This is a genomic window from Ideonella alba (genome assembly GCF_018069845.1).
Classification (GTDB): Bacteria; Pseudomonadota; Gammaproteobacteria; order Burkholderiales; family Burkholderiaceae_C; genus Ideonella; species Ideonella alba.
Genome location: NZ_JAGQDD010000002.1, coordinates 67,331 through 87,653 on the forward strand (window position 1 = coordinate 67,331; position 20,323 = coordinate 87,653).

Below are 20,323 nucleotides of genomic sequence, written 5' to 3' on the forward strand. Positions count from 1 at the left end.
CATGGCCAAGCGCGTGATGGACCTGCTCGTCTCGGCCCTGGCGCTGACGCTGCTGGCGCCGCTGCTGCTGCTGATCGCGCTGGCGGTGAAGCTGGATTCGGCCGGCCCGGTGTTCTTTCGCCAGGAACGGGTGGGGCAGGGCGGACGGGTCTTTCGCATCCACAAGTTCCGCACCATGCGCACCGACGCCGAGCGCCTGGGCCCGCAGGTCACCGTGGGCCGCGACCCGCGCATCACGCGGGTCGGCCACTGGCTGCGTGACCGCCGCCTGGACGAGCTGCCGCAGCTGATCGACGTGCTGCGCGGCGAGATGAGCCTGGTCGGCCCGCGCCCCGAGGTGCCGCGCTATGTGGCCCACTACCCGGCGGCGCTGAAGGCCGAGGTGCTGGCCGTGCGCCCGGGCCTGACCGACCCCGCCACGCTGGCCCACCTGGACGAGGCCGCGCTGCTGGCCGCCGCGCCCGACCCCGAGCGCGCCTACATCGACGAGGTGCTGCCGCGCAAGCTGGCGCTGCAGGCCGACTACGCCCGCCGCGCCACGCTGCGCGGCGACCTGTCCCTGCTGTGGCGCACGCTGTGCGCGCTGGTGCGCCGATGAGCAGCACCCCCGGCTTCTGGCACCGGCTGGACCGCTTCCTGGCGCGGCTGCGGCCGCACCGCGAACCCTTGTCGATGCTGATCGACGGCGCGCTGGTGGCCCTGGCCTGGAACGTCACCTACCTGTTCCGCCTGGGCTTCGAGCGCTGGCTCAGCGCCCGCCCGGGCTACGACGGCTGGGTGCTGCTGGGCATCGTTGCGGTGTACATGGTGGCCTTCCGGGCGCTGCGCGTGCCGCAGGGCATGTGGCGCTTCTCCGGCTTCGGCGAGGTGCGCCGCATCGCGCTGGCCTGCATGGCCGCCGGCCTCGTCAGCGCCGTGGGCGTGCTGATGCTGCAGCTGGTGCAGGTGCCGCGCGCGGTGCTGGCGCTGCACCCCTTTGTCGCGCTGATGGCGCTGGCGCTGGTGCGCATGGGCTACCGCACGCTCTATGAACACGCCCGCGCGCAGATCACCGGCAGCGAGCGCGAGGTGCGCCGCGCGCTGGTGCTGGGTGCCGGCGACGCCGCGCGGCGCCTGCTGGCCGGCATCCACCAGCAGGGCTGGATCGTGCTGGGCCTGCTCGATGACGACCCTGACAAGCAGGGCGCACGCATCGCCGGCATCCCGGTGCTGGGGCCGCTGACCGCGGTGACCGACAAGGCCCTGCTGCGCGGCGTCACCCACCTGGTGATCGCGCTGCCCGGCGCCACCGCGGCGCAGCGCCGCCGCGCGGTGGCACTGGCCGGTGGCACCGGCCTGCCCGTGCTGACGGTGCCGTCGGCCGACGAGCTGCGCAGCGGCCAGGCCGAGCGGGTGCGCGACATCGAACCCGAGGACCTGCTGGGCCGTGAGCCGGTGCAGCTGGACGAGGCCGGCATCGCCGAGACCGTGCATGGCCGCACCGTGCTGGTCACCGGCGGCGGTGGAAGCATCGGCAGCGAGCTCTGCCGCCAGCTGGCGCGTTTCGCGCCGGCCCGGCTGGTGCTGGTGGAGCTGTCCGAATACAACCTGTATGCGATCGAGCAGGAGCTGGCGCGCCACTTTCCCGGCCTGCCGCTGGTGCCGCTGATCGCCGACGTCAAGGACCTGCCGGCGCTGCGCGCCCTGATGTTGCGCTGGCGGCCGGAGCTGGTCTTCCATGCCGCGGCCTACAAGCATGTGCCGCTGATGGAGGTCGATAACGCCTGGGCGGCGCTGCGCAACAACACCCTGGGCACCTGGCATGCCGCGCTGGCGGCGGCCGAGGCGGGTGCCGAGCGCTTCGTGCTGATCAGCACCGACAAGGCCGTCAATCCGACGAATGTGATGGGGGCCACCAAGCGGGCGGCCGAGCTGGTGGTCTCGGCCATGGCGGCGGCGCACCCGGGCACGCGCTTCATGGCGGTGCGCTTCGGCAATGTGCTGGGCAGCAGCGGCAGCGTGATCCCGAAGTTCAAGGAACAGATCGCCCGCGGCGGCCCGCTCACCGTGACGCATCCGGACATCATCCGCTACTTCATGACCATCCCCGAAGCCGCCCGGCTGGTGCTGCAGGCCGCAGCGATCGGCGAGACCGCGCAGGTGCTGGTGCTGGACATGGGCGAGCCGGTGCGCATCGTCGAGCTGGCCCGCACCCTGATCCGCCTGGCGGGCAAGACCGAGACCGAGGTGGGCATCGTCTTCACCGGCCTGCGGCCCGGTGAGAAGCTGTACGAGGAGCTGCTGGCCGACGCCGACACCACGCTGCCCACCCGCTTTGCCCGCCTGCGCCTGGCCCGGCTGCCGCCGCCAGGCGACGACACGGCGGTCTTCGACTGGCTGGCCGAGATCGGGTCCGGCCCCTGCGAGGACGCGGCCGTGCGCGCCCGCCTGCAGGCCCTGGTGCCCGAGTTTTCCCCGGGTCCGGTGACCTAGAATCGCAGGGTTTTGGCCGCCCGACAGGCGGCCCGCGCCCAGGCGGCGTCCACCGCGGCGCCGTCGAACCTGCGAGCCTGCATGACCGAACCCCAGATCTCCCCCGAAGCCCTGAGCGCCGCCGATCGCGAGTGGAGCGCACTGGACCTGGCCCTGGTGCTGTCACGCCGTCTGCGCCTGCTGGTGCTGGCGCCGCTGACCGTGGCGGTGATCGCCTTCGGCGCCACCTACCTGATGCCGCTGACCTTCACCGCGCATGCGCAGATCCTGCCGCCGCAGCAGCAGGGCAGCGCGGCCTCGGCCCTGCTGGGCTCGCTGGGCGGTCTGGCGGGCATGCTGGGCGGTGGCGGCGGCGGCGGTCTGGGCGGCCTGAAGAACCCTGCCGACCAGTGGATCGGCTTCATGAAGAGCCGCACCATCGCCGACGCGCTGATCGAGCGTTTCGACCTGATGAAGGTCTACGAGGCCGATCTGCACTTCCTGGCCCGCGACGAACTGGAGAAGCGCACCCGCATCTCCTCGGGCAAGGACGGCCTGATCGACATCGAGGTCGACGACCGCGACCCGAAGCGCGCCGCCGACATCGCCAATGCCTACATCGACGAGCTGCAGAAGCTCTCGCGCACGATGGCGCTGACCGAAGCCTCGCAGCGCCGCCGCTTCTTCGAGCGCCAGCTGCAGGAGGCCAAGGACAACCTGACCCGCGCCGAACAGGCGCTGAAGGCTGGCGGCGTCTCGGCCAGCGTGCTCAAGACCAGCCCGGAGGCGGCCGTGGCAGAGCTGGCACAGATCAAGGCCCAGGTGGCGGTGTCCGAGACCCGGCTGGCGGTGCTGCGCGGCACGCTGACCGACGGTGCCCCCGAGGTGCAGCAGGCGCTGCGCGAGCTGGCCTCGCTGCGCGGCCTGATGGCGCGCACCGAGGCCCGTGATCCGGACAACGGCAAGGGCGACGGTGCGGCCTATGTGGCGCGCTTTCGCGACTTCAAGTACTACGAAACCCTGTTCGAGCTGATGGCCCGGCAGTACGAGATGGCCCGTGTGGACGAGGCCCGCCAGGGCAGCGAGCTGCAGGTGCTGGATGCGGCGGTGGTCCCCGAATGGAAGTCCGGCCCGAAGCGCGGCCTGATCGCAGTGCTGGCCCTGGTGGGCAGTTTCCTGCTGCTGGCGGGCTGGACCGTCTGGCGGGCCTGGCTGGACGGCCAGTCGCGCGAGGCCAGCAGCGCCGAGACGCTGAGCGAGATCCGGGTCGCGCTGCGCCGTGCCTTTGGCCGCCGCGCCTGACGAGACGCCGGCATGCACAAGATCGCGCTGGGCACGGTCCAGTTCGGCCTGAACTACGGCGCCTTCAACACCGCCGGGCAGGTGCCGACCGACGAGGTGGCGCGGCTGCTGGCCCGTGCCGCCGAGGGTGGCGTGGGCCTGCTCGACACCGCCCACGCCTACGGCCGCAGTGAAGAGGTGCTGGGCGAGGTGGGCGCCGCCGCGCGCTTTCGCCTCGTCACCAAGGTGCCGGCGCTCAACGAGCAGGCCTCGGCCGAGGCGGTGCACCGCTTCGTGGCCGAGAGCCTGCAGCGCTTGCGCACCGACCGGGTCGATGGGCTGCTGCTGCACCGCGCTGCCGACCTGCTGGGGCCACAGGGCCCGGCCGTCTGGTCGGCGATGCAGGCGCTGCGCGACGAGGGCCGGGTGGGGCGCATCGGCGTCTCCGGTTACGGTGCTGACGAGGTGCTGCAGGTGCTGGACCGCTACCCGGTGGGTCTGGTGCAGCTGCCGATCAATGTCTTCGACCGCCGCCATCAGCAGGCCGGCGTGCTGGCACGCTGCCAGGCCCAGGGCGTGGAAGTCCATGCCCGGTCGGCCTTCCTGCAGGGCTTTGCGCTGGCCGACACCGCCGCGCTGACGCCGCACCTGGCGGCCTACGCCGAGGTCCTGGCCGCCTTTGATGCGCGCTGCCGCGCGCTGGGTCTGTCGCGCCTGGCCGGCGCGCTGCATGCGGTGGCCGACCTGCCCGAGGTGGCCCAGGTGGTGGTGGGGGTCGATCGCCTGTCGCAGCTCGACGAGATCCTGGCCGCGGCCACCACCCCGGCGCCCGCGGCGGGCGCCTGGGACGGCCTGGGCTGCGATGCGCTGGAGCTGATCGAACCCGGGAGATGGCGATGACTGAAGACAATCTGTTCGTGCGGCGCCTGGGCCCCGGTCTGGACCAGGGCGGTCCGATCCGCCTGCGGCCGCTGCTGCCCGACGACCTGGGTGAGCGCTACGAGGCCTGGTTCCGCGACGAGCAGGTCACGCGCTACCTGGAGGCGCGCGGCATCAGTGCCTTCGACGCGCTGCGCCACCTGATGGACGGCTTCCAGTCCGAGGCCTGGTTCATGTACGCGATCGAGCAGAAGGCGCCGCAGCCCTGCCACGTGGGCAACCTGAAGATCGGCCCGATCAACCGCCGCCATGCCACGGCCGAGATCTCGATCGTCATCGGCGAGCGCGACTGCTGGGGCCGTGGCGTGGCCACCGAGGCGGTGCGCCTGGGCACCGATCTGGCCTTCGGCCGCTTCGGCCTGCGCAAGCTCTACGCCGGCATGGTCGAGGGCAACGAGGGCTCGGTGCGGGCCTTCGAGAAGGCCGGCTGGCGGGTCGAATCGCGCCTGCCCGGTGCCTTCATCCACGAGGGAACCATCAAGGGCAAGGTGGTGGTGACGATTGACAACCCGGGATTCCATGTCGGCAGCTGAGCACGGGCGCGTGCGCACCGTCCTGTTCCTGGAGAACCGCGAGAAGACGGCCCTGTGGGCCCAGGTGGCGCGCCGCTTGCGGGCGCAGCACCACCGCGTGGTCTGGCTGGTGCAGAACCCGGCCTTTGTGCCGCGCGCCGAGGGTTGTGCCGACGAGCTGCGCTGCATGCCCTGGCCCGCCATCGGGGCCCGTGTGGACGAGGCCGCCGCCCTGCAGCGTCACCCTGTGCTCGTGCGTGAGCGGGGCCGCCTGCATTTCGACGCGGGCTGCGCCCACTACGACCACTACGCCGCCGAGATCGCCCGCGCGCTGGACGACTGGCGCCCCGACCTGGTGGTGGGCGAGTGCACCTTGTTCCACGAACTGCTGGCCATCGAGGCCTGCCGCGCCCGTGGCATCGCCTTTGTCCACCCCTGTGCCAACCGCTATCCGGCCGGCCGCTTCGCGCTGTTCCAGGGCGACACCCAGCTGCCGGCGGCCGGCAGCGGCGAACGCTGGCCCGCCGATCAGCTGGCTGACCTGGCCGAGCGCATCGCCAGCAACCGGGAGCTGCCCTTCTACATGCGCCGCCCCGGGACGGCCGAGCGTGCCTGGCGCCGCGTCCAATGGGCAGCCACCCGGGGCCGCGTCTGGTGGGCCCGGCTGCAGGGCGAGCGCTACAACACGCCATCCCTGGCCCTCAAGTGGCGCCTGTCGCGGGGGGTGAAGGGGCTGCTGCTGCGCTGGCAGGCGCTGGCCCGTCGGCCGTCCGATCCGTCGACCACGCTGCTGTATCCGCTGCAATTGCAGCCCGAGGCCAACATCGATGTCTGGGGTCGCCCCTACTCGGACCAGCTGGCGCTGGTGCAGCGCCTGTTGGCGGCCCTGCCGGCCACGCACACGCTGGCGCTGAAGGCCAACCCGAAATCGAAGTACGAGCTGAGCGATGCGCTGCTGGCGCTGGCCGCGCGCGAGCCGCGCCTGTGCCTGCTGCCGCTGGACCTGCCGATGCCCGAGGCGCACCGGATGAGCCTGGGCGCGGTCACCGTCAGTGGCACCGTGGGCCTGGAGGCGGTGTTCGGCAAGGGCCGCTGCCTGTCGCTGCGCCACCCGGTGATCGAACAGCTGTTCCCGCATTGCCATGCCGAGTCGCCTGAACAGGCGGTCGAGCGCCTGCTGGCCGACCCGGCGGCGGGTCTGGGCCGCCCCGGTGACGGCCCGCGCCTGCTGGCCGAGCTGATCGCCCACTCCTTCCCCGGCCTGGTCAGTGACCCGCTGTCGCACCCGGCCTGTCTGGAGGAGGACAATATCGACCGCGTTGCCCAGGGCCTGCTGGCCTGGCTGCGCACCCACGAGCCCGCGCCGTCGCCCGACGGCCCCACGCCATGACCACAGTCGCCATCATCCAGGCCCGCATGTCCAGCAGCCGGCTGCCCGGCAAGGTGCTCAAGCCCCTGCTGGGCCTGCCGTCCATCGTCTTCATGGCGCAGCGCGTGCGCCAGGCGCGCTGCGTCGACCGGCTGATCGTCGCCACCAGCGTCGACGCCAGCGACGATCCGCTGGCCGAGGTGCTGGCGGCGCACGGCATCGAATGCTTCCGCGGTCCGTTGGCCGATGTGCTGGCGCGCTTCCATCAGGCGGCGAGCCATGCCGGCGCCGACGTGGTGCTGCGCCTGACCGGCGACTGCCCGCTGATCGACCCCGAACTGATCGACCGCGTGGCTGCGCTGGTCATCGAGGGCAGCGCCGCCTACGCCACCAATGCGGTGCCGGCCAGCTTCCCCGACGGCCTGGATGTCGAGGCGATGCGCATCGAGGCCCTGGCCGCCGCCGCCGCCGAGGCCACGCTGCCCTCCGACCGCGAGCACGTCACCCCCTTCATCCGCCGCGAGGTGCAGCGCTTTCCGGCACGGTCGATCAGCGCCTTTGCCGACCTGTCGTCGATGCGCTGGACCGTCGACCACCCGGACGACCTGGCGCATGTCGAGGCGCTGCTGGCCGCGGTGGGCGCCACCTCGCCCACCGGCTTCGACCGCTTCGATCTGTACCGCGCGATCGAACGCCACGGCGTGCAGCGCGGCCAGGACCACCAACGCAACGAGGGCTACCTCAAGAGCCTGCGCGACGACGCCGCCGCCTGACCGGCTGCTCCGCCCGCCCCCTTTCCTCCGGACCCCGAGAGACCGCCATGAAATCCTTCCAGCGCTCCGAAGCCTTTCTTGAACGCGCCCAGCGCACCATCCCCCTGGGCAGCCAGACCTTCAGCAAGAGCCGCACCCAGTACCCGCACGGCGTGTCGCCCTATTTCATCACCCGCGGCCAGGGCTCGCGGGTGTGGGATCTGGACGGCAACGAGTACATCGACTTCGTCAGCAGCCTGTGCTCGGTGACCCTGGGCTACCAGGACCCGGACGTGACGAATGCGGTGCGCACCCAGCTCGACGAATCCGGCGTGATCTTCTCGCTGCCGCACCCGCTGGAAGCCGAGGTGGCCGAGCTGATCTGCGAGATGGTGCCCTGCGCCGAGATGGTCCGCTTCGGCAAGAACGGCTCCGACGCCACCTCCGGCGCGATCCGCCTGGCCCGCGCCTGGACCGAGCGCGACCGCGTGGCGGTCAGCGGCTACCACGGCTGGCAGGACTGGTACATCGGCTCGACCGCGCGCAACCGCGGCGTGCCCCAGGCCACGCGCGAGCTGACCCACACCTTCACCTACAACAACCTCGAGTCGCTCGAGACCCTGCTCAAGGCGCACCCGGGCGAGTTCGCCGCGGTCATCCTCGAGCCGATGAACGTGGCCGAGCCGCAGCCCGGCTTCCTCGAGGGCGTCAAGGCGCTGGCCCATGCGCATGGCGCGCTGCTGGTGTTCGACGAGACGATCACCGGTTTCCGCTATGCCAACGGCGGCGCGCAGCAGTTGTTCGGCGTCACCCCCGACCTGGCCACCTTCGGCAAGGGCCTGGCCAACGGCTACCCGGTGTCGGCCGTGGCCGGCCGGGCCGACGTGATGAAGCTGATGGAGGAGATCTTCTTCTCCTTCACCTTCGGCGGCGAGGCGCTGTCGCTGGCGGCGGCCAAGGCCACGCTGACCAAGCTGAAGAACGAGCCGGTGGTGCAGACCATCGAGGCGCGCGGCCGGGCAGTGATCGACGGCACCCGCCAGGTGATCGAGTCGGCCGGTCTGGGCGACATCTTCTCGATGGCCGGCCACCCCAGCTGGAGCTTCCTGATGCTCAAGGACGCCCGCGGCGCCACCAGCTTCGAGATCAAGACCCTGCTGATGCAGGAGCTGCACCAGCGCGGTTTCCTGTCGGTGGGCACGCACAACATCAGCTACGCCCACAGCGAGGCCGATGTGCAGGCCCTGCTGGCCGCCTATGGCGACATCCTGCCGATGATCGGGCGCACGCTCGATGCCGGCACGCTGCGCCAGAGCCTGCGCTGCGAGCCGCTGGTGCCGCTGTTCAAGGTGCGCTGAGCGCACGGGAGACCCACGCATGAGCCAGCAGGACATCCGCATCGGCGAGCGCCTGGTCGGCGCCGGACACCGGCCCTACCTGATCGCCGAGATGTCGGGCAACCACAACCAGTCGCTGGAGCGGGCGCTGGAGATCGTCGATGCCGCCGCCCAGGCCGGCGCCGACGCGATCAAGCTGCAGACCTACACCGCGCAGACGATGACGCTGGACTGCCGCAAGCCCGGCTTCGTCATCGAGGACCCGAAGAGCCTGTGGGCCGGCCGCCAGCTCTACGAGCTCTACGACGAGGCCCACACGCCCTGGGAGTGGCACGCGCCCATCATGGCCCGCGCGGCCAGCCACGGCCTGCACTGCTTCAGCAGCCCGTTTGATGAGACCGCGGTCGATTTCCTGGAAACGCTGGGCGTGCCGGCCTACAAGATCGCCTCCTTCGAGATGACCGATCTGCCGCTGATCGCCCGCGTGGCGCGAACCGGCAAGCCGATGATCATCTCCACCGGCATGGCCAGCGTGGCCGAGATCGATGACGCGGTGCGCTGCGCGCGCGAGGCCGGCGCCACCCAGATCGTGCTGCTCAAGTGCACCAGCACCTACCCGGCCACGCCGGAGAACACCAACATCCTGACCATCCCGCACATGCGGCAGACCTTTGGCTGCCCCGTCGGCCTGTCCGACCACACGATGGGCTGCGGCGTGTCGGTGGCCTCGGTGGCGCTGGGGGCGGTGCTGATCGAAAAGCACTTCACGCTGCGCCGCGCCGACGGCGGCGTCGATTCGGCCTTCTCGATGGAGCCCGAGGAATTCCGGCTGCTGCGCACCGAGTCCGAGCGGGCCTGGCTGTCGGTCGGTGAGGTGCGCTACGGCGGCACCCAGGCCGAAGAGAAATCACGCGCCTTCCGCCGCTCGCTGTACGTGGCCGAGGACATGTTGGCCGGTGAGGTCTTCACGCCGCGCAACCTGCGCGCCGTGCGGCCCGGCTTCGGCCTGCCGCCCAAGTTCCTGGCCTCGCTGATGGGGCAGCGCATCGCGCGCGATGCCGAGCGCGGCACGCCCTGCACCTGGGACCTGCTGGTTCCGCGCGAGGACTGAGGCCGCGCCGGACGGGCACCGATGCTGTTCCACCCCGAGCGCGTCGCACTGGCCGGCCTGCTGGTCTGGCTGCTGCTGTGGCTGATCGCGCCGCTGGACCAGGTGTTCCCGCTGGCCTGGCAGCCGATGGCCTACATGGCCGCCGGCTACGCCGGTTTCTGGCTGGGCTGTCTGGCGCTGAGCGGCCGGCTCAAGCGCGTCATCGCGCCGCAGCGTCGGCGCCAGTTCGGTGCGCGCGCGTTCTGGCTGGTGCTGCTGATCGGCGTGGCCGGCATGGCGCTGCGCCTGTACGACAAGTTCTTCATCCGCGGCATCGACCTGACCGTCGACGCCATGGAGTCGCGCGAGCTGCTCGCCGATGCCGAGGCCGGCCCGCTGGCGGCGGTGGGCGGCGTGCTGTACCCGTTCTGCTACGTGCCGCTGATGCTGTGGTGGGCGCGGCACCGCGACAGCGGCCTGCCCGGCTGGGCGCGCCCGCTGGCGATCGCCGCCTTCGTGCTGCCGGCGGTGGACGCGCTGATCCTGCTGTCGCGCTCGCAGATGCTGGTGGCGCTGAGCATGATGTACCTGTCGGCCGCCTGCGTGCTGTACCAGGGCCAGCCGCTGCACGCGCGGCTGGTGCGGCCGCTGCTGATCGGCTTCACGGCCCTGCTGGGCATCTCGGTGGCCGCCTTCATGTCGCGTCTGGGCCAGATGGACATGGACATCATCTTCAGCATCCTGAACTCCGCCTACGGCTATGTGCTGACGCCCAACAAGACCGCCTTGCTGCTGATCGGCGAGAACGGTCTGGCCGGCCGCTCGCTGGCTGCGCTGCTGCCGCTGAGCCAGTACTACCTGCACGGCGTCTACGAGTTCAGCCTGCTGTGGACCCGGCCCGATGCCCAGGTGTTCACGCTGGGCACGCAGCACTTTGCGCCCTACATCAAGGCGGCCAGCATCTTCAAGCTGATCACCTACCCGGACTTCGGCACCAACGACATCTACTACCGCACGGGGGTGTTCACCACCTTCTTCGGGCCGCTGTGGGCCGATTTCGCCTGGGGCGGGCCGCTGTTCACGATGCTGCTGGGCATGCTGGCCAAGCGCTGCGGGCAGTGGGCGCGCGAGGGCCGCATCGCGGTGATGCCGCTGTACGCCTACCTGTGCGTGGTGGTCTTCTTCATGCCGGTGGTGAACCTGCTGGTCAGCGCCCAGGGCATGTACATCGTCAACGCCTTCGTGCTGGTGGCGCTGTTGTTCGGGCGCCATCGCCGAAGCGCGGCGCCACTGCCGTCTGCCGTGGCGCAAGGAAGCGCCTGAGGGCGTCGGGAACAATCGCGGGATGAAGGCGCTGCTGCTGCAACTCGAACGTGCCCTGTGGGGCCGCGCGCCCTTGCGCTGGCTGGTGCTGGGCCTGGACCGGCTGGCGCGGCGCGGGCTGTGGCTGTGGGGGCGGATGCGCTTCGCGGCGCTGGTGCCGCAACGCGGCCAGGGCTGTGTGTGCCACTGGAACGCCGACCTGAAATACCCCGAACGCCTGACGCTGGGGGATGGCGTGGTGATCGGCACCAATGTGTCGATCGGCGCGCACAGCCCGGTGACGATCGGCCACCGCGTGCGCCTGTCGCGCGAGGTGATGATCGAGACCGCCGGCCTGGACTTCAGCGCGCTGCAGCCGCCCTACACCCACCGCTCGGCACCCATCGTCATCGAGGAGGGCGTCTGGATCGGCGCCCGAGCCCTGGTGCTGGGTGGCGTGACCATCGGGGCCCATTCGGTGATCGCCGCCGGCGCCGTGGTCACACGCAGCTGCCCGCCGCGCTCGGTGCTCGGGGGCGTGCCGGCCCGGGTGCTGTCCACGATCGACGAACTCTCTGCAAAGGAATCCCGCGCATGATCGCCCGCAAGCTCAAGCGCCTGAAGATGGTGCTGTCCGATTCCCGCTGGTGGGGCTTCTATGTCCAGCGACGCTTCATGTCGCCGCGCACCCGCAACTGGCTGGCCGACCGCATGGCGCGCCGCCGCCCGGCCGGCACCGCCACCGATGCCGCCGCCGCAGCGGCAGCGCAGGCGCTGCGCCAGGACGGCATCTTCATGCTGGGTGAGCTGTTCACGCCCGCGCAGTGCCAGGAACTGCGCAGCTACTTCGAGGGCCTGGACGCCCACGACCCCTACCGCCCGGGCAGCCCGCGCTTCAAGCCGCTGGGCGAGGGCCGGCACCCCGAGGCCCACATCGCGCACCACGACGCCGAGGACATCCTCAACGCGCCCTACCTGCTGCAGTTGGCCAATGACCCGCGCATCATCGCCGCGGTGACCGCCTTCCTGGGCTGCAAGCCCAGCATCGGCTACCTGGCCGCCTGGTGGAGCTACCACACCGCGCTGGGCGCGCAGCAGGCCGAGTTCTTCCACCGCGACGTGGACGACTGGCGCTTCGTCAAGCTCTTCGTCTACCTCACCGATGTCGGCGCCGACAGCGGCCCGCACGTGTATGTGCGCGCTTCGTCGAACGACGAGCGTCTGGCCGAGATCCGCCGCTTCCCCGATGAAGAGGTGGCCCAGGTCTTCGGCGAACAGGCCATCATGACGATGACCGCCCAGGCCGGCCAGGGCTTCCTGGAGGACACCTTCGGCATCCACAAGGGTCAGCCGGTGGCCCAGGGCACCCGACTGATCTTCCAGGCGGTCTATGGCCTGTCGCCGCTGCCCTATGGCCCGCGCGAGCCGGTGCCGTCGTCGCGCGTGCGCCTGCCGCCGGGGCTGGACCGCTGGACCAACCGCTTCTACGTGGCTTGAGCCGCTCGCGGATGGTTTCGGTCCTCAGAGCGCTGCTGGCGCTGTGCCTGCCCACCTCGCTGGTGCGTCCGCTGCTGAACCTGCTGGGCTGGCGCCTGGCGGCGGGCGCCCGCATCGGCCTGGCCTGGGTGCAGGCCGAGCGCCTGCACATGGCGCCGGGGGCCCGCATCGGCCACCTGAACCTGGTGCGTCTGCGCCGCGTGGCGATGCGCGAGGGCGCCTACCTGGGCCGCGGCAACCTGCTGAGCGGGCCGCTGAGCCTGCGCATGGCCGAACAGGCCGGCATCGGCAACCGCAACCGCGTGCTGCGCGCCGCGCGCGGGGTGGTCAGCGGCCCCTCGGTGCTGCGCATGGGGCGGCTGTCCAAGATCACCGCCGACCACCGGCTGGACTGCACCTGCTCGGTGGCCCTGGGCCACTACAGCACGATGGCCGGCGCCCAGACGCAGCTGTGGACCCATGGCTATGTGCACGGTGAGCAGGGCCACGACCGCTACCGCATCGACGGCCAGGTGATCATCGAGGACAACGTCTACATCGGGTCGGCCTGCCTGATCTCGATGGGCGTGCGCATCGGACGCGGCGTCATCGTGGGCGGCGGCACCGCGGTCTCCAAGAGCCTGCCCGGGCCCGGCATGTACGTGTCCTCACCGGTGCGCGCCCTGGCGCGCCCGGCCGACCCCGACACCCGGCCCGACCTGGAACGCCTGGCCGACCCCGGCCTGGTCGAGGCGGTCTACCGCAAGCGGCGGCCCTGAGTGCCCGGGCGGCTGGATCGGCTGTGGCGGCTGGCGCGCTACCTGGGGGCCTTCGGGCTGGCCCGGGGCGGGCTGTTCATCGCCCCGCTGCTGATCGCCAACGCCTTGCCGGCCGCTGACTATGGCCGGCTGGAGTTCGCCCAGGCGGCCGGCTCGCTGGCGGCCAGCGTGCTGGGTCTGGGCACCGCGGCCGCCGTGCCGCTGGCGCTGATCCAGCAGCACGCCCAGGTCCGCTGGTCGGCGCTGCTGCTGCACCAGTTGCATCTGGCGCTGTGGCTGCTGCTGGCGCTGGCCGTGGCCTGGTGGTGGGTCGGGCCGGTCAGCGCGGGCGCGATGGCGGTGCTGTTCGCGCTGTCGCTGGCGCTGCAGGGCCTGTGGAGCACGCGCCTGAAGTCGGCCGGGCGGGCCGAGGCCTCGCTGGTCATGGACACCGGCCAGTGGCTGGTGCTGGCCCTGGCCACGCTGGGTGCCGCTGCGCTGGCGGTGCCGGCCGGCGATCGCCTGCCCTGGGCGGTGGCGGTGATGATGGCCTATGGCGCCGCGCTGCTGCTGTTCACCGGGGCGCGCTGGCGCCGGGCCCAGCCGCCGGCCGACCGGCAGAGCTACCGTGATGCGCTGCGCCACAGCGTGCCGCTGATGCTGGCCGGTGTGCTGGCGCTGGTGGTCACCACCTCGGGGCGGCTGGGCATGGGCCTGCTCGGCGGCGCCGAGCTGACCGGTGCCTACGCCGCGCTGGCGCGTGCGGCGGCCCTGCCCATCGTGGCCCACCAGGTGGTGATGGTGGCGCGCTTTCGCGCGCTGTTCGAACTGCCGCAGGCGGCGCTGGAGCGCGCGCTGCGCAGCGTGGTCTGGGCGGTGGTCGCGGCGGTGCTGGTGTTCGGCGTGGCCAGCGGGCCGCTGGGCCACTGGCTGGGCCCGGCCTTCTCGACCCAGTTCGCCGCCCACCGCGTGGCGGGTCTGACCATCCTGGCGCAGAGCGTGCTGTGGTCGGCGATCGCGCTGAACGATCTGGTCAATGCCCGCCACGGGTCGGCTGCGGCCACCAACCGCTGGACGGCTGCCTGCCTGCTGCTGGCGCTGCCGCTGGCGGCCGCCTGGCTGCTGGACCGCGGCGTGACGCTGGAGCGCTATGCGCTGGTCCATTCCGGCGTGATGCTGGCCTACTACCTGTGCCAGGCCGCCGGCATGTGGCGCGCCGGGGTGCGCCTGCCGGCCGTCTGGTGGCCGGCGGCGCTGGCCTTTCTCTGCCTGAGCCTGCTTGCCCATGTCGTCTGAGTCCCTGTCCCCCCGTCCCGGCCGCGTGGTCCACTGGGCCAAGTTCTACCCGCCCGAGATGGGCGGCATGGAAAGCGTGGCCGTCAGCCTGGCGCGCGGTGCGGCGCAGGCGGGCTGGCAGGTCGAGGTGGTCTGCTTTGCCAAGGTCCATCTGCCCAGCGGTCCGGACGGCCAGGGCGTTCAGGTCTGGCGGGCGCCGGTGCGCTGGGCGCCGGCTTCGCAGCCGCTGTCGCTGCGCTACCTGTGGCTGGCCTGGCGCCGCGGGCGGCAGGCGGATGTGGTCCACCTGCACGTGCCCAACATGCTGGCGGCGCTGGCGGCGCTGGCCTTGCCGCGGCGCACCCGCGTGCTGGTGCACTGGCACAGCGACGTGGTGGGCAAGGGTCTGCTGGGCCGGGTGCTGGCGCCGCTGGAGCGCGCCTTGCTGCGGCGCGCCGACCGTGTCGTGGCCACCTCGCAGGCCTATGCCGACGGCTCACCCAGCCTGCGTGGCATTGGCCAGCGGCTGCGGGTGGTGCCGATCGGCGTGCCGGAGCCGGCGGTCCAGGCGGGCGCGCTGGACCCGGCCGTGCAGGCCTGGCTGGGCCCGCGGCGGCTGGTGCTGGCCGTGGGCCGGCTGGTGCCCTACAAGGGCTTTGCCACGCTGGTGGACGCGGCGGCCGCGTTGCCGTCCGACGCCGCGGTGGTGATCGTCGGCGGCGGGCCGCTGCACGAGGAACTGAGCCAGCGCATCGCCGCTGCCGGCCTGGGCCAGCGCGTGCTGCTGGCCGGCCGCCAGGGCGACGCCGAACTGGCTGCGCTGCTGCGCCGCGCCGCGCTGTTCTGCCTGCCCTCGGTGGAGCGCTCCGAGGCCTTCGGCGTGGTGCTGGTCGAGGCGATGACGCATGGCCTGCCGATCGTCGCGACGCGGATCCCGGGCTCGGGCGTGCCCTGGGTCAATGCGGACGGTGAGTCCGGCCTGAACGTGCCGCCCGGCGACGCCGCCGCGCTGGCCAAGGCCTGCACCCGGCTGCTGTCCGACGAGCCGCTGCGCGCCGCGCTGGCACAAGGGGCCCGCCGGCGCTACGAGGCGGTCTTCACCGAGGCGGCCTCGGTCCAGGCGATGCTGGCGGTCTACGCCGACGCGCTGGGGCGTTGAGCGCTCAGCGCGCGCCGCGCGAGGCGTCGCCGTCGCGATCGCGGATCTCGTAGCCCATGCGTTGCGCGGCGGCCTCAAAGCCCCGGTAGCGCTGCAAGGCCAGCTTGCCGCCGCTGTTGTCGGCGAAGATGCTGTTGCTGACCTCGACGTCGCGCACATTGGCCGTGTTGGCCCAGTCGAAGCCCACGGCCTGGCCGCCCTGGTCGAAGCGGAAGAAGCTCTGGCGGAACTCGACGCTGCGCACGGCGGCGCGGGCGTCGCCGTGGCCCAGCGTGACCCCCGCCGCCGGACACAGCCGGCCCAGGCGGTAGCGGTCGTTGAAGATGAAGCGGTTGTTGGTGAAGCTGCTGCTCGACAGGAAGCGCGCGCCGATGTGGGCGCTGAGGTTGTTGTCGAACTCGCAGCCCTCGACCCACTGCCGGCTGGTGGCCGTCAAGGCGCCCGCGAAGTACAGCCCGAAGGCCTGGTCCGCCGGCGCGGCGTTCTCGTGCTGCCAGCCGCAGGCCGAGAACGAGCACTTGGTGTAGGAGTGCGAGGAGCTCTGGACGAACGCGCCCCCCTGCTTGCACAGCACGAAGACACAGCGGTCCCAGCTCCAGGCCGGGCTGACCTGCACGCCGCCGTCGTCGATGAAGCCCCAGCCGCCGCAGCGCTCGATCCAGGTGCTGCGCACGAACATCGTCGAGGCGGAGAAATCGGGGTTGCGGTTGATCGCCAGGTCGGACACGGCGCGGATGCCGTGGCGTCCGAAGCCCATCATCCGGCACTGCTCGATCTCGCCGTACCACCAGCCCATCAGCTCCAGCGCGTCGCATTCGGGACCGGCACCACTGCCGTCCAGCGTCAGCGCGCGCAGGCCGCCGCCCCAGAAGAAGGTGGTGCTCACCGGCCCCTGGGCCGGCAGACCGCGCACCCGCAGCAAGGGCCCGCTGCGCCCCACGTAGCGCAGCACCGTGCTGTGCATGCCCTCGCCCTGGAAGCTGATGCCCGAGGTGCGGCCGGTGCCCGGCAGGGTCCAGCTCAGGCTGCGCTCCAGCCGGTAGGTGCCGGCCGGGATGCGCAGCACGCCGCCGCCCTCGGCGAGCTGGTCGATCGCCTGCTGGAAGGCGGCCGAGGCATCGCGCTGGCCGCTGCGGTCGGCGCCCAGGTCGGTCACGTCCACGCTGCGCACCGCGGAGGCCGCGCGCCCGGCCAGCGGCCAGGCCGCGGCCAGGGCCAGGGTGAGCAGGCGGCGGCGCAGCGGCGATGTCATCGGAACCTCGCTCAATTGGTGGCGGACCGCAGACCGGCCAGGCCCAGGCCCAGCTGGTACAGGATCTGGGTCCAGTCCTTGGCGTCCTGCAGGCGCGTGGTCTTGTTCATTTCCTCGGGCACGAACAGCGTGTCACCGGGCAGGGCGGTCATGCCGGCCAGCGGGCCGCTGCTGAACCAGCCCGCGCCCTGCAGGTTGCTGACCACGCTGCCATTGGCGCGCAGCACGAAGACGGCGTCCTTGTCAGCGCCCCGGGTGGGGCCGCCGGCCATCTGCAGGTAGTCGCCCAGGTTGCGGCTGCCGTCGTAGACGAAGTTGCCCGTGTTGAAGACGCTGCCGAACACCCCCACCGAGGTCGGGCGGGCCGGCACGTACAGGCGGTCGCCGTCTTCCAGCTGCATCGGCGGCAGCGCGGCGCTGTCGGGCGCCATCTGCAGCACCAGGCGGCCGTCGGGCTGCAGGTTGCGCATCTTCTCGACCAGGCGCGCCGCAGCGTCGGCCCGGGCTTCCTGGGCCTTGACCTCGTCGCTGCTGGCGATGCGCTGGGTGGAGCTGGCGCGGGTGATGTCGACCTCGAGGTCGCGCAGCACGCGCTCGTAGTTGATCATCTGCGCCTGGCGCACGGTTTCGCGGGTGAACTGCGCGCCGAACACATAGGCGTTGCCGGTGAAGCCGCCGGCCAGCTTGATGAGGTCGTCCAGGCTGCTGGCGGCCGGCAGCACATACACGCCGGGACGCAGCACCTCGCCCTCGATCACGACGCGCTTGTTCTGCCGCACCGTGGGCTGGCGCGGATCCACCGCGCTGTGCACCGTGACGATGTCGCCGCGGCCCAGCGGGCGACGCGCGGCCTCGGACAGCGGCACCTCGAAGACGCGGGCGCCGTTGCGGTCGTCCAGCGGCTCGATCGACAGGCGGTTGGCGTCCGCCACCGAGGACAGGCCACCGACCATCTTCAGCGCGTTGTCCAGCGTCTCGCCGGGCTTGAGCTCGACCACCGCCGGCAGGTTCACACTGCCCAGCAGCGCCACCTGGGGGCCGACCGGCAGCACATGCACCACATCGTCCGGCTGCAGCACCTGGTCGGCGCGGCGGTCGCCGCTGACCAGCAGGTCATACAGGTCGAAGGGCATCGGTGCCTGGCCCTTGCGGCGCAGCTCGATGCGGCGGAAGCTGCCGGCCGCGGTGGGGCCGCCCGCCTGGATCAGTGCCGACGAGACCGTGGACAGGCCACTGACCACATAGCTGCCGGGGCGGGCCACGAAGCCGGTCAGGTAGACCCGCATGCCGCGCAGCTGGCCCAGCGACACATTGAGGTTGAAGTTGCGGAAGACCTTGGCCAGCTGGCGGTTCAGCAGTGCCGGCAGTTCGCTGTAGCGGGTGCCGGCAACCATCACGCTGCCGGCGCGCGGCAGCGTGATGCGGCCTGAGCGGTCCACCTGCACGCGGGTATCGACATCGACCGACCCCCAGACGGTGATCGCCAGCTCGTCGCCCGGCACCACCACATAGTCGGCCGGCACCACCGGCGAGGGATCGGTGGCGCCCAGGTCGGGCTGCATCAGCTCGGCGCCCAGGCGGCGCACCATCACCGGCATCGCCAGGCGCTGCACGTACTGTTCGAACTCGCCGGGCACGTAAGGCACCGCCTCCGGCTGCCAGATCTGGCCGGGCAGGCCCTGCAGCCGCTGCTGCTGGCCTGGGTTCTGCAGGGTGCGCAGACCGCCGGGACGGCCTTGCAGGCGCGGGTCGAGCGGCTGCATGCTGGAGGGCGGGACCTGCATCTGAGGCATGCCCATCGTGTTGCCCTGGCCGTAGCCGCCGACCGTGCCGGTCTGGTTGCCGTAGACGCCGGTGGTCGAGCCCGTGGTGTTGTTGCCGTTGTTGCCCAGCACCTGGCCGGCGTAGCCCCCGGTGTTGCCGGTGACCACCGGCAGCCCCAGGTTGTTGTTCAGCGAATTGTTGGACTGGGCCTGCAACACCGGCGAAGCCAGTCCCAGCAGAGCCGAGAGGATCAGCGGCAGCGCACGCTGGACGACGGGGGCGAGGTGAGAGGGCAGGCGCATCGTCTTCTGAAAGTGGTCACGTCCAGGACCGCGTCGCCAGGGCGCCGCAGCACCCAGGCGGTCCGCACGGTTCGCGCTGGCGCGCGGCCCGCGCCGACGGGTCGAGCCGGCCATTGTAGGGGGCGACCCTCAGGGGCGGCGGTAAGATGGCGGGATGGAGATCCTGTTGACATCTTTCACGGTGGCCTGGGTCCTGACCCTTATCGCGGTGAGATCGTCACGGCATTTTGCGCACCTGTCGCACGACAACGACCTGTCGGGCCCGCAGAAGATCCACGCTGAACCGGTGCCCCGCATCGGCGGGCTGGGCATCTTCGGTGGCGTGCTGGCAGCGGTGGTGCTGCTCGACTGGCGCGGGGGCCCGGGATGGTCGTTCGGCGCCTTGCTGATGATGGCTGCGGTGCCGGCCTTTGCCGCCGGTTTCATCGAAGACCTGCTCAAGTCGGTCAGCCCCTTGCGTCGGCTGCTGGCCACTGCCGCGTCGGCGGCACTCGCGGCCGTGCTGGTCGATGCGCTGGTGCGGCGCACCGACATCCCTGGCCTGGACTGGGTGGCCGCGTCCACCGTGGGCGCCGCCGTGCTGACCATCCCGGCCGTGGCGGGCATTGCCAACGCGGTCAACATCATCGACGGCTTCAATGGACTGGCCTCGATGTGCTCGATGCTGATGCTGGCCGCCATCGCCTACGTGGCCTTCCAGGTGGGCGACCAGGAACTGGTCTACCTGGCCGTGGCGGGCATTGGCGCCGTGCTGGGCTTCTTCCTGTGGAACTACCCGGCCGGCCAGATCTTCCTGGGCGACGGCGGCGCCTACTTCCTGGGCTTCTTCGTGGCCGAGCTGGGCGTGCTGCTGATCGTGCGCAACCAGCAGGTCTCGCCGCTGTTCCCGCTGGTGGTGTGCATCTACCCGGTCTTCGAGACCCTGTTCTCGATCTACCGCCGGGTGGTGGTGCGTGGCCACCATGCCAGCCACCCGGATGGCGTGCACCTGCACTCCCTGGTCTTCAAGCGCCTGATGCGCTGGGCGGTGGGCAGCCAGGACCCGCGCCAGCGCACCCGCCGCAATTCCCTGACTTCGCCCTATCTGTGGGTGCTGTGCTCGCTGCCCCTGGCGCCGGCGGTGCTGAGCTGGCACAGCTCGGCCATCCAGGCGGCGCTGCTGGTCACCTTTGCCCTGATCTACGTGGCGCTGTATTCGCGCATCGTGACCTTCCGCACGCCGCGCTGGCTGATCTTCCGCCGCTGATCCTCGCCCCGGCCGCCCGAGGCGGCAGCGAGATAATCCCCTCTTCAGTCCCCGTCAA

At 71.6% G+C, this 20,323-nt stretch carries 18 protein-coding genes; 16 read left to right on the top strand and 2 right to left on the bottom strand.

Translation table 11 applies throughout. From position 1 onward, the window contains the following. The first annotated feature begins 1 nt into the window (after window position 1). The 15 genes from KAK03_RS03940 (at window position 2) to KAK03_RS04010 (ending at window position 15,701) form a co-directional block, all read left to right on the top strand. A complete protein-coding gene (locus KAK03_RS03940; RefSeq protein WP_210851884.1) occupies window positions 2–598 on the top strand; it encodes a sugar transferase in 597 nt (198 codons plus the stop codon). After that, window positions 595–2,472, top strand: a complete 1,878-nt coding sequence (locus tag KAK03_RS03945; RefSeq protein WP_210851885.1) for a polysaccharide biosynthesis protein — start codon at window positions 595–597, stop codon at window positions 2,470–2,472. The genes KAK03_RS03940 and KAK03_RS03945 overlap by 4 nt, the downstream gene beginning before the upstream one ends. A gap of 81 nt (window positions 2,473–2,553) precedes the next feature. Further along, window positions 2,554–3,753, top strand: coding sequence for a Wzz/FepE/Etk N-terminal domain-containing protein (locus tag KAK03_RS03950; protein ID WP_210851886.1), 1,200 nt, complete (start codon window positions 2,554–2,556; stop codon window positions 3,751–3,753). 12 nt (window positions 3,754–3,765) lie between these two features. Continuing rightward, window positions 3,766–4,632, top strand: coding sequence for an aldo/keto reductase (locus KAK03_RS03955; RefSeq protein WP_210851887.1), 867 nt, complete (start codon window positions 3,766–3,768; stop codon window positions 4,630–4,632). Continuing rightward, window positions 4,629–5,204 (top strand): GNAT family N-acetyltransferase, encoded by a 576-nt coding sequence (locus KAK03_RS03960; protein ID WP_210851888.1) that lies wholly within the window; start codon window positions 4,629–4,631, stop codon window positions 5,202–5,204. Before KAK03_RS03955 ends, KAK03_RS03960 begins: the two co-directional genes overlap by 4 nt. A gap of 10 nt (window positions 5,205–5,214) precedes the next feature. Then, complete coding sequence (locus KAK03_RS03965) at window positions 5,215–6,573, top strand: glycosyltransferase family protein (RefSeq protein WP_210851889.1); 1,359 nt, start codon at window positions 5,215–5,217, stop codon at window positions 6,571–6,573. Continuing rightward, window positions 6,570–7,325 (top strand): cytidylyltransferase domain-containing protein, encoded by a 756-nt coding sequence (locus tag KAK03_RS03970; RefSeq protein WP_210851890.1) that lies wholly within the window; start codon window positions 6,570–6,572, stop codon window positions 7,323–7,325. Before KAK03_RS03965 ends, KAK03_RS03970 begins: the two co-directional genes overlap by 4 nt. 47 nt (window positions 7,326–7,372) lie before the next feature. Next, window positions 7,373–8,662: an aminotransferase class III-fold pyridoxal phosphate-dependent enzyme gene (locus KAK03_RS03975; RefSeq protein ID WP_210851891.1), complete on the top strand. Its 1,290-nt coding sequence runs from the start codon at window positions 7,373–7,375 to the stop codon at window positions 8,660–8,662. A 19-nt stretch (window positions 8,663–8,681) separates the two neighbouring features. Next, window positions 8,682–9,752 (top strand): pseudaminic acid synthase, encoded by a 1,071-nt coding sequence (pseI, locus tag KAK03_RS03980; protein WP_210851892.1) that lies wholly within the window; start codon window positions 8,682–8,684, stop codon window positions 9,750–9,752. Window positions 9,753–9,773: 21 nt separating this feature from the next. Further along, window positions 9,774–11,054, top strand: coding sequence for a hypothetical protein (locus KAK03_RS03985; protein ID WP_210851893.1), 1,281 nt, complete (start codon window positions 9,774–9,776; stop codon window positions 11,052–11,054). A gap of 22 nt (window positions 11,055–11,076) precedes the next feature. After that, window positions 11,077–11,631: an acyltransferase gene (locus tag KAK03_RS03990; protein WP_210851894.1), complete on the top strand. Its 555-nt coding sequence runs from the start codon at window positions 11,077–11,079 to the stop codon at window positions 11,629–11,631. Continuing rightward, complete coding sequence (locus tag KAK03_RS03995) at window positions 11,628–12,530, top strand: hypothetical protein (protein ID WP_210851895.1); 903 nt, start codon at window positions 11,628–11,630, stop codon at window positions 12,528–12,530. Before KAK03_RS03990 ends, KAK03_RS03995 begins: the two co-directional genes overlap by 4 nt. An 11-nt stretch (window positions 12,531–12,541) precedes the next feature. Further along, a complete protein-coding gene (locus KAK03_RS04000; RefSeq protein ID WP_210851896.1) occupies window positions 12,542–13,288 on the top strand; it encodes a DapH/DapD/GlmU-related protein in 747 nt (248 codons plus the stop codon). Continuing rightward, window positions 13,289–14,563: a hypothetical protein gene (locus KAK03_RS04005; RefSeq protein ID WP_210851897.1), complete on the top strand. Its 1,275-nt coding sequence runs from the start codon at window positions 13,289–13,291 to the stop codon at window positions 14,561–14,563. Then, entirely contained in the window at window positions 14,553–15,701 is a 1,149-nt protein-coding gene (locus KAK03_RS04010) for a glycosyltransferase (protein ID WP_210851898.1), read from the top strand. The genes KAK03_RS04005 and KAK03_RS04010 overlap by 11 nt, the downstream gene beginning before the upstream one ends. 4 nt (window positions 15,702–15,705) lie before the next feature. Here KAK03_RS04010 and KAK03_RS04015 read toward each other — a convergent pair whose 3' ends face one another. Further along, window positions 15,706–16,953: a glycosyl hydrolase family 28-related protein gene (locus tag KAK03_RS04015; protein WP_210851899.1), complete on the bottom strand. Its 1,248-nt coding sequence runs from the start codon at window positions 16,951–16,953 to the stop codon at window positions 15,706–15,708. An 11-nt stretch (window positions 16,954–16,964) separates the two neighbouring features. Continuing rightward, window positions 16,965–19,019, bottom strand: coding sequence for an SLBB domain-containing protein (locus KAK03_RS04020; RefSeq protein WP_210851900.1), 2,055 nt, complete (start codon window positions 19,017–19,019; stop codon window positions 16,965–16,967). A 154-nt stretch (window positions 19,020–19,173) separates the two neighbouring features. Between KAK03_RS04020 and KAK03_RS04025 the strand changes: the two genes are divergently transcribed. Further along, window positions 19,174–20,265 carry an MraY family glycosyltransferase gene (locus tag KAK03_RS04025; protein WP_210851901.1) on the top strand — a complete coding sequence of 364 codons (1,092 nt, stop codon included), beginning with the start codon at window positions 19,174–19,176 and terminating at the stop codon, window positions 20,263–20,265. Window positions 20,266–20,323 lie beyond the last annotated feature (58 nt).

Excerpts from the sequence above, each read along its gene's own strand:
- KAK03_RS03940 (WP_210851884.1), top strand. The coding sequence starts at position 2 with ATGGCCAAGCGCGTGATGGACCTGCTCGTCTCGGCCCTGGCGCTGACG.
- KAK03_RS03945 (WP_210851885.1), top strand. The coding sequence starts at position 595 with ATGAGCAGCACCCCCGGCTTCTGGCACCGGCTGGACCGCTTCCTGGCG.
- KAK03_RS03950 (WP_210851886.1), top strand. The coding sequence starts at position 2,554 with ATGACCGAACCCCAGATCTCCCCCGAAGCCCTGAGCGCCGCCGATCGC.
- KAK03_RS03955 (WP_210851887.1), top strand. The coding sequence starts at position 3,766 with ATGCACAAGATCGCGCTGGGCACGGTCCAGTTCGGCCTGAACTACGGC.
- KAK03_RS03960 (WP_210851888.1), top strand. The coding sequence starts at position 4,629 with ATGACTGAAGACAATCTGTTCGTGCGGCGCCTGGGCCCCGGTCTGGAC.
- KAK03_RS03970 (WP_210851890.1), top strand. The coding sequence starts at position 6,570 with ATGACCACAGTCGCCATCATCCAGGCCCGCATGTCCAGCAGCCGGCTG.
- KAK03_RS03975 (WP_210851891.1), top strand. The coding sequence starts at position 7,373 with ATGAAATCCTTCCAGCGCTCCGAAGCCTTTCTTGAACGCGCCCAGCGC.
- pseI (WP_210851892.1), top strand. The coding sequence starts at position 8,682 with ATGAGCCAGCAGGACATCCGCATCGGCGAGCGCCTGGTCGGCGCCGGA.
- KAK03_RS03985 (WP_210851893.1), top strand. The coding sequence starts at position 9,774 with ATGCTGTTCCACCCCGAGCGCGTCGCACTGGCCGGCCTGCTGGTCTGG.
- KAK03_RS03990 (WP_210851894.1), top strand. The coding sequence starts at position 11,077 with ATGAAGGCGCTGCTGCTGCAACTCGAACGTGCCCTGTGGGGCCGCGCG.
- KAK03_RS03995 (WP_210851895.1), top strand. The coding sequence starts at position 11,628 with ATGATCGCCCGCAAGCTCAAGCGCCTGAAGATGGTGCTGTCCGATTCC.
- KAK03_RS04000 (WP_210851896.1), top strand. The coding sequence starts at position 12,542 with ATGGTTTCGGTCCTCAGAGCGCTGCTGGCGCTGTGCCTGCCCACCTCG.
- KAK03_RS04010 (WP_210851898.1), top strand. The coding sequence starts at position 14,553 with ATGTCGTCTGAGTCCCTGTCCCCCCGTCCCGGCCGCGTGGTCCACTGG.
- KAK03_RS04015 (WP_210851899.1), bottom strand. The coding sequence starts at position 16,953 with ATGACATCGCCGCTGCGCCGCCGCCTGCTCACCCTGGCCCTGGCCGCG.
- KAK03_RS04020 (WP_210851900.1), bottom strand. The coding sequence starts at position 19,019 with ATGCGCCTGCCCTCTCACCTCGCCCCCGTCGTCCAGCGTGCGCTGCCG.
- KAK03_RS04025 (WP_210851901.1), top strand. The coding sequence starts at position 19,174 with ATGGAGATCCTGTTGACATCTTTCACGGTGGCCTGGGTCCTGACCCTT.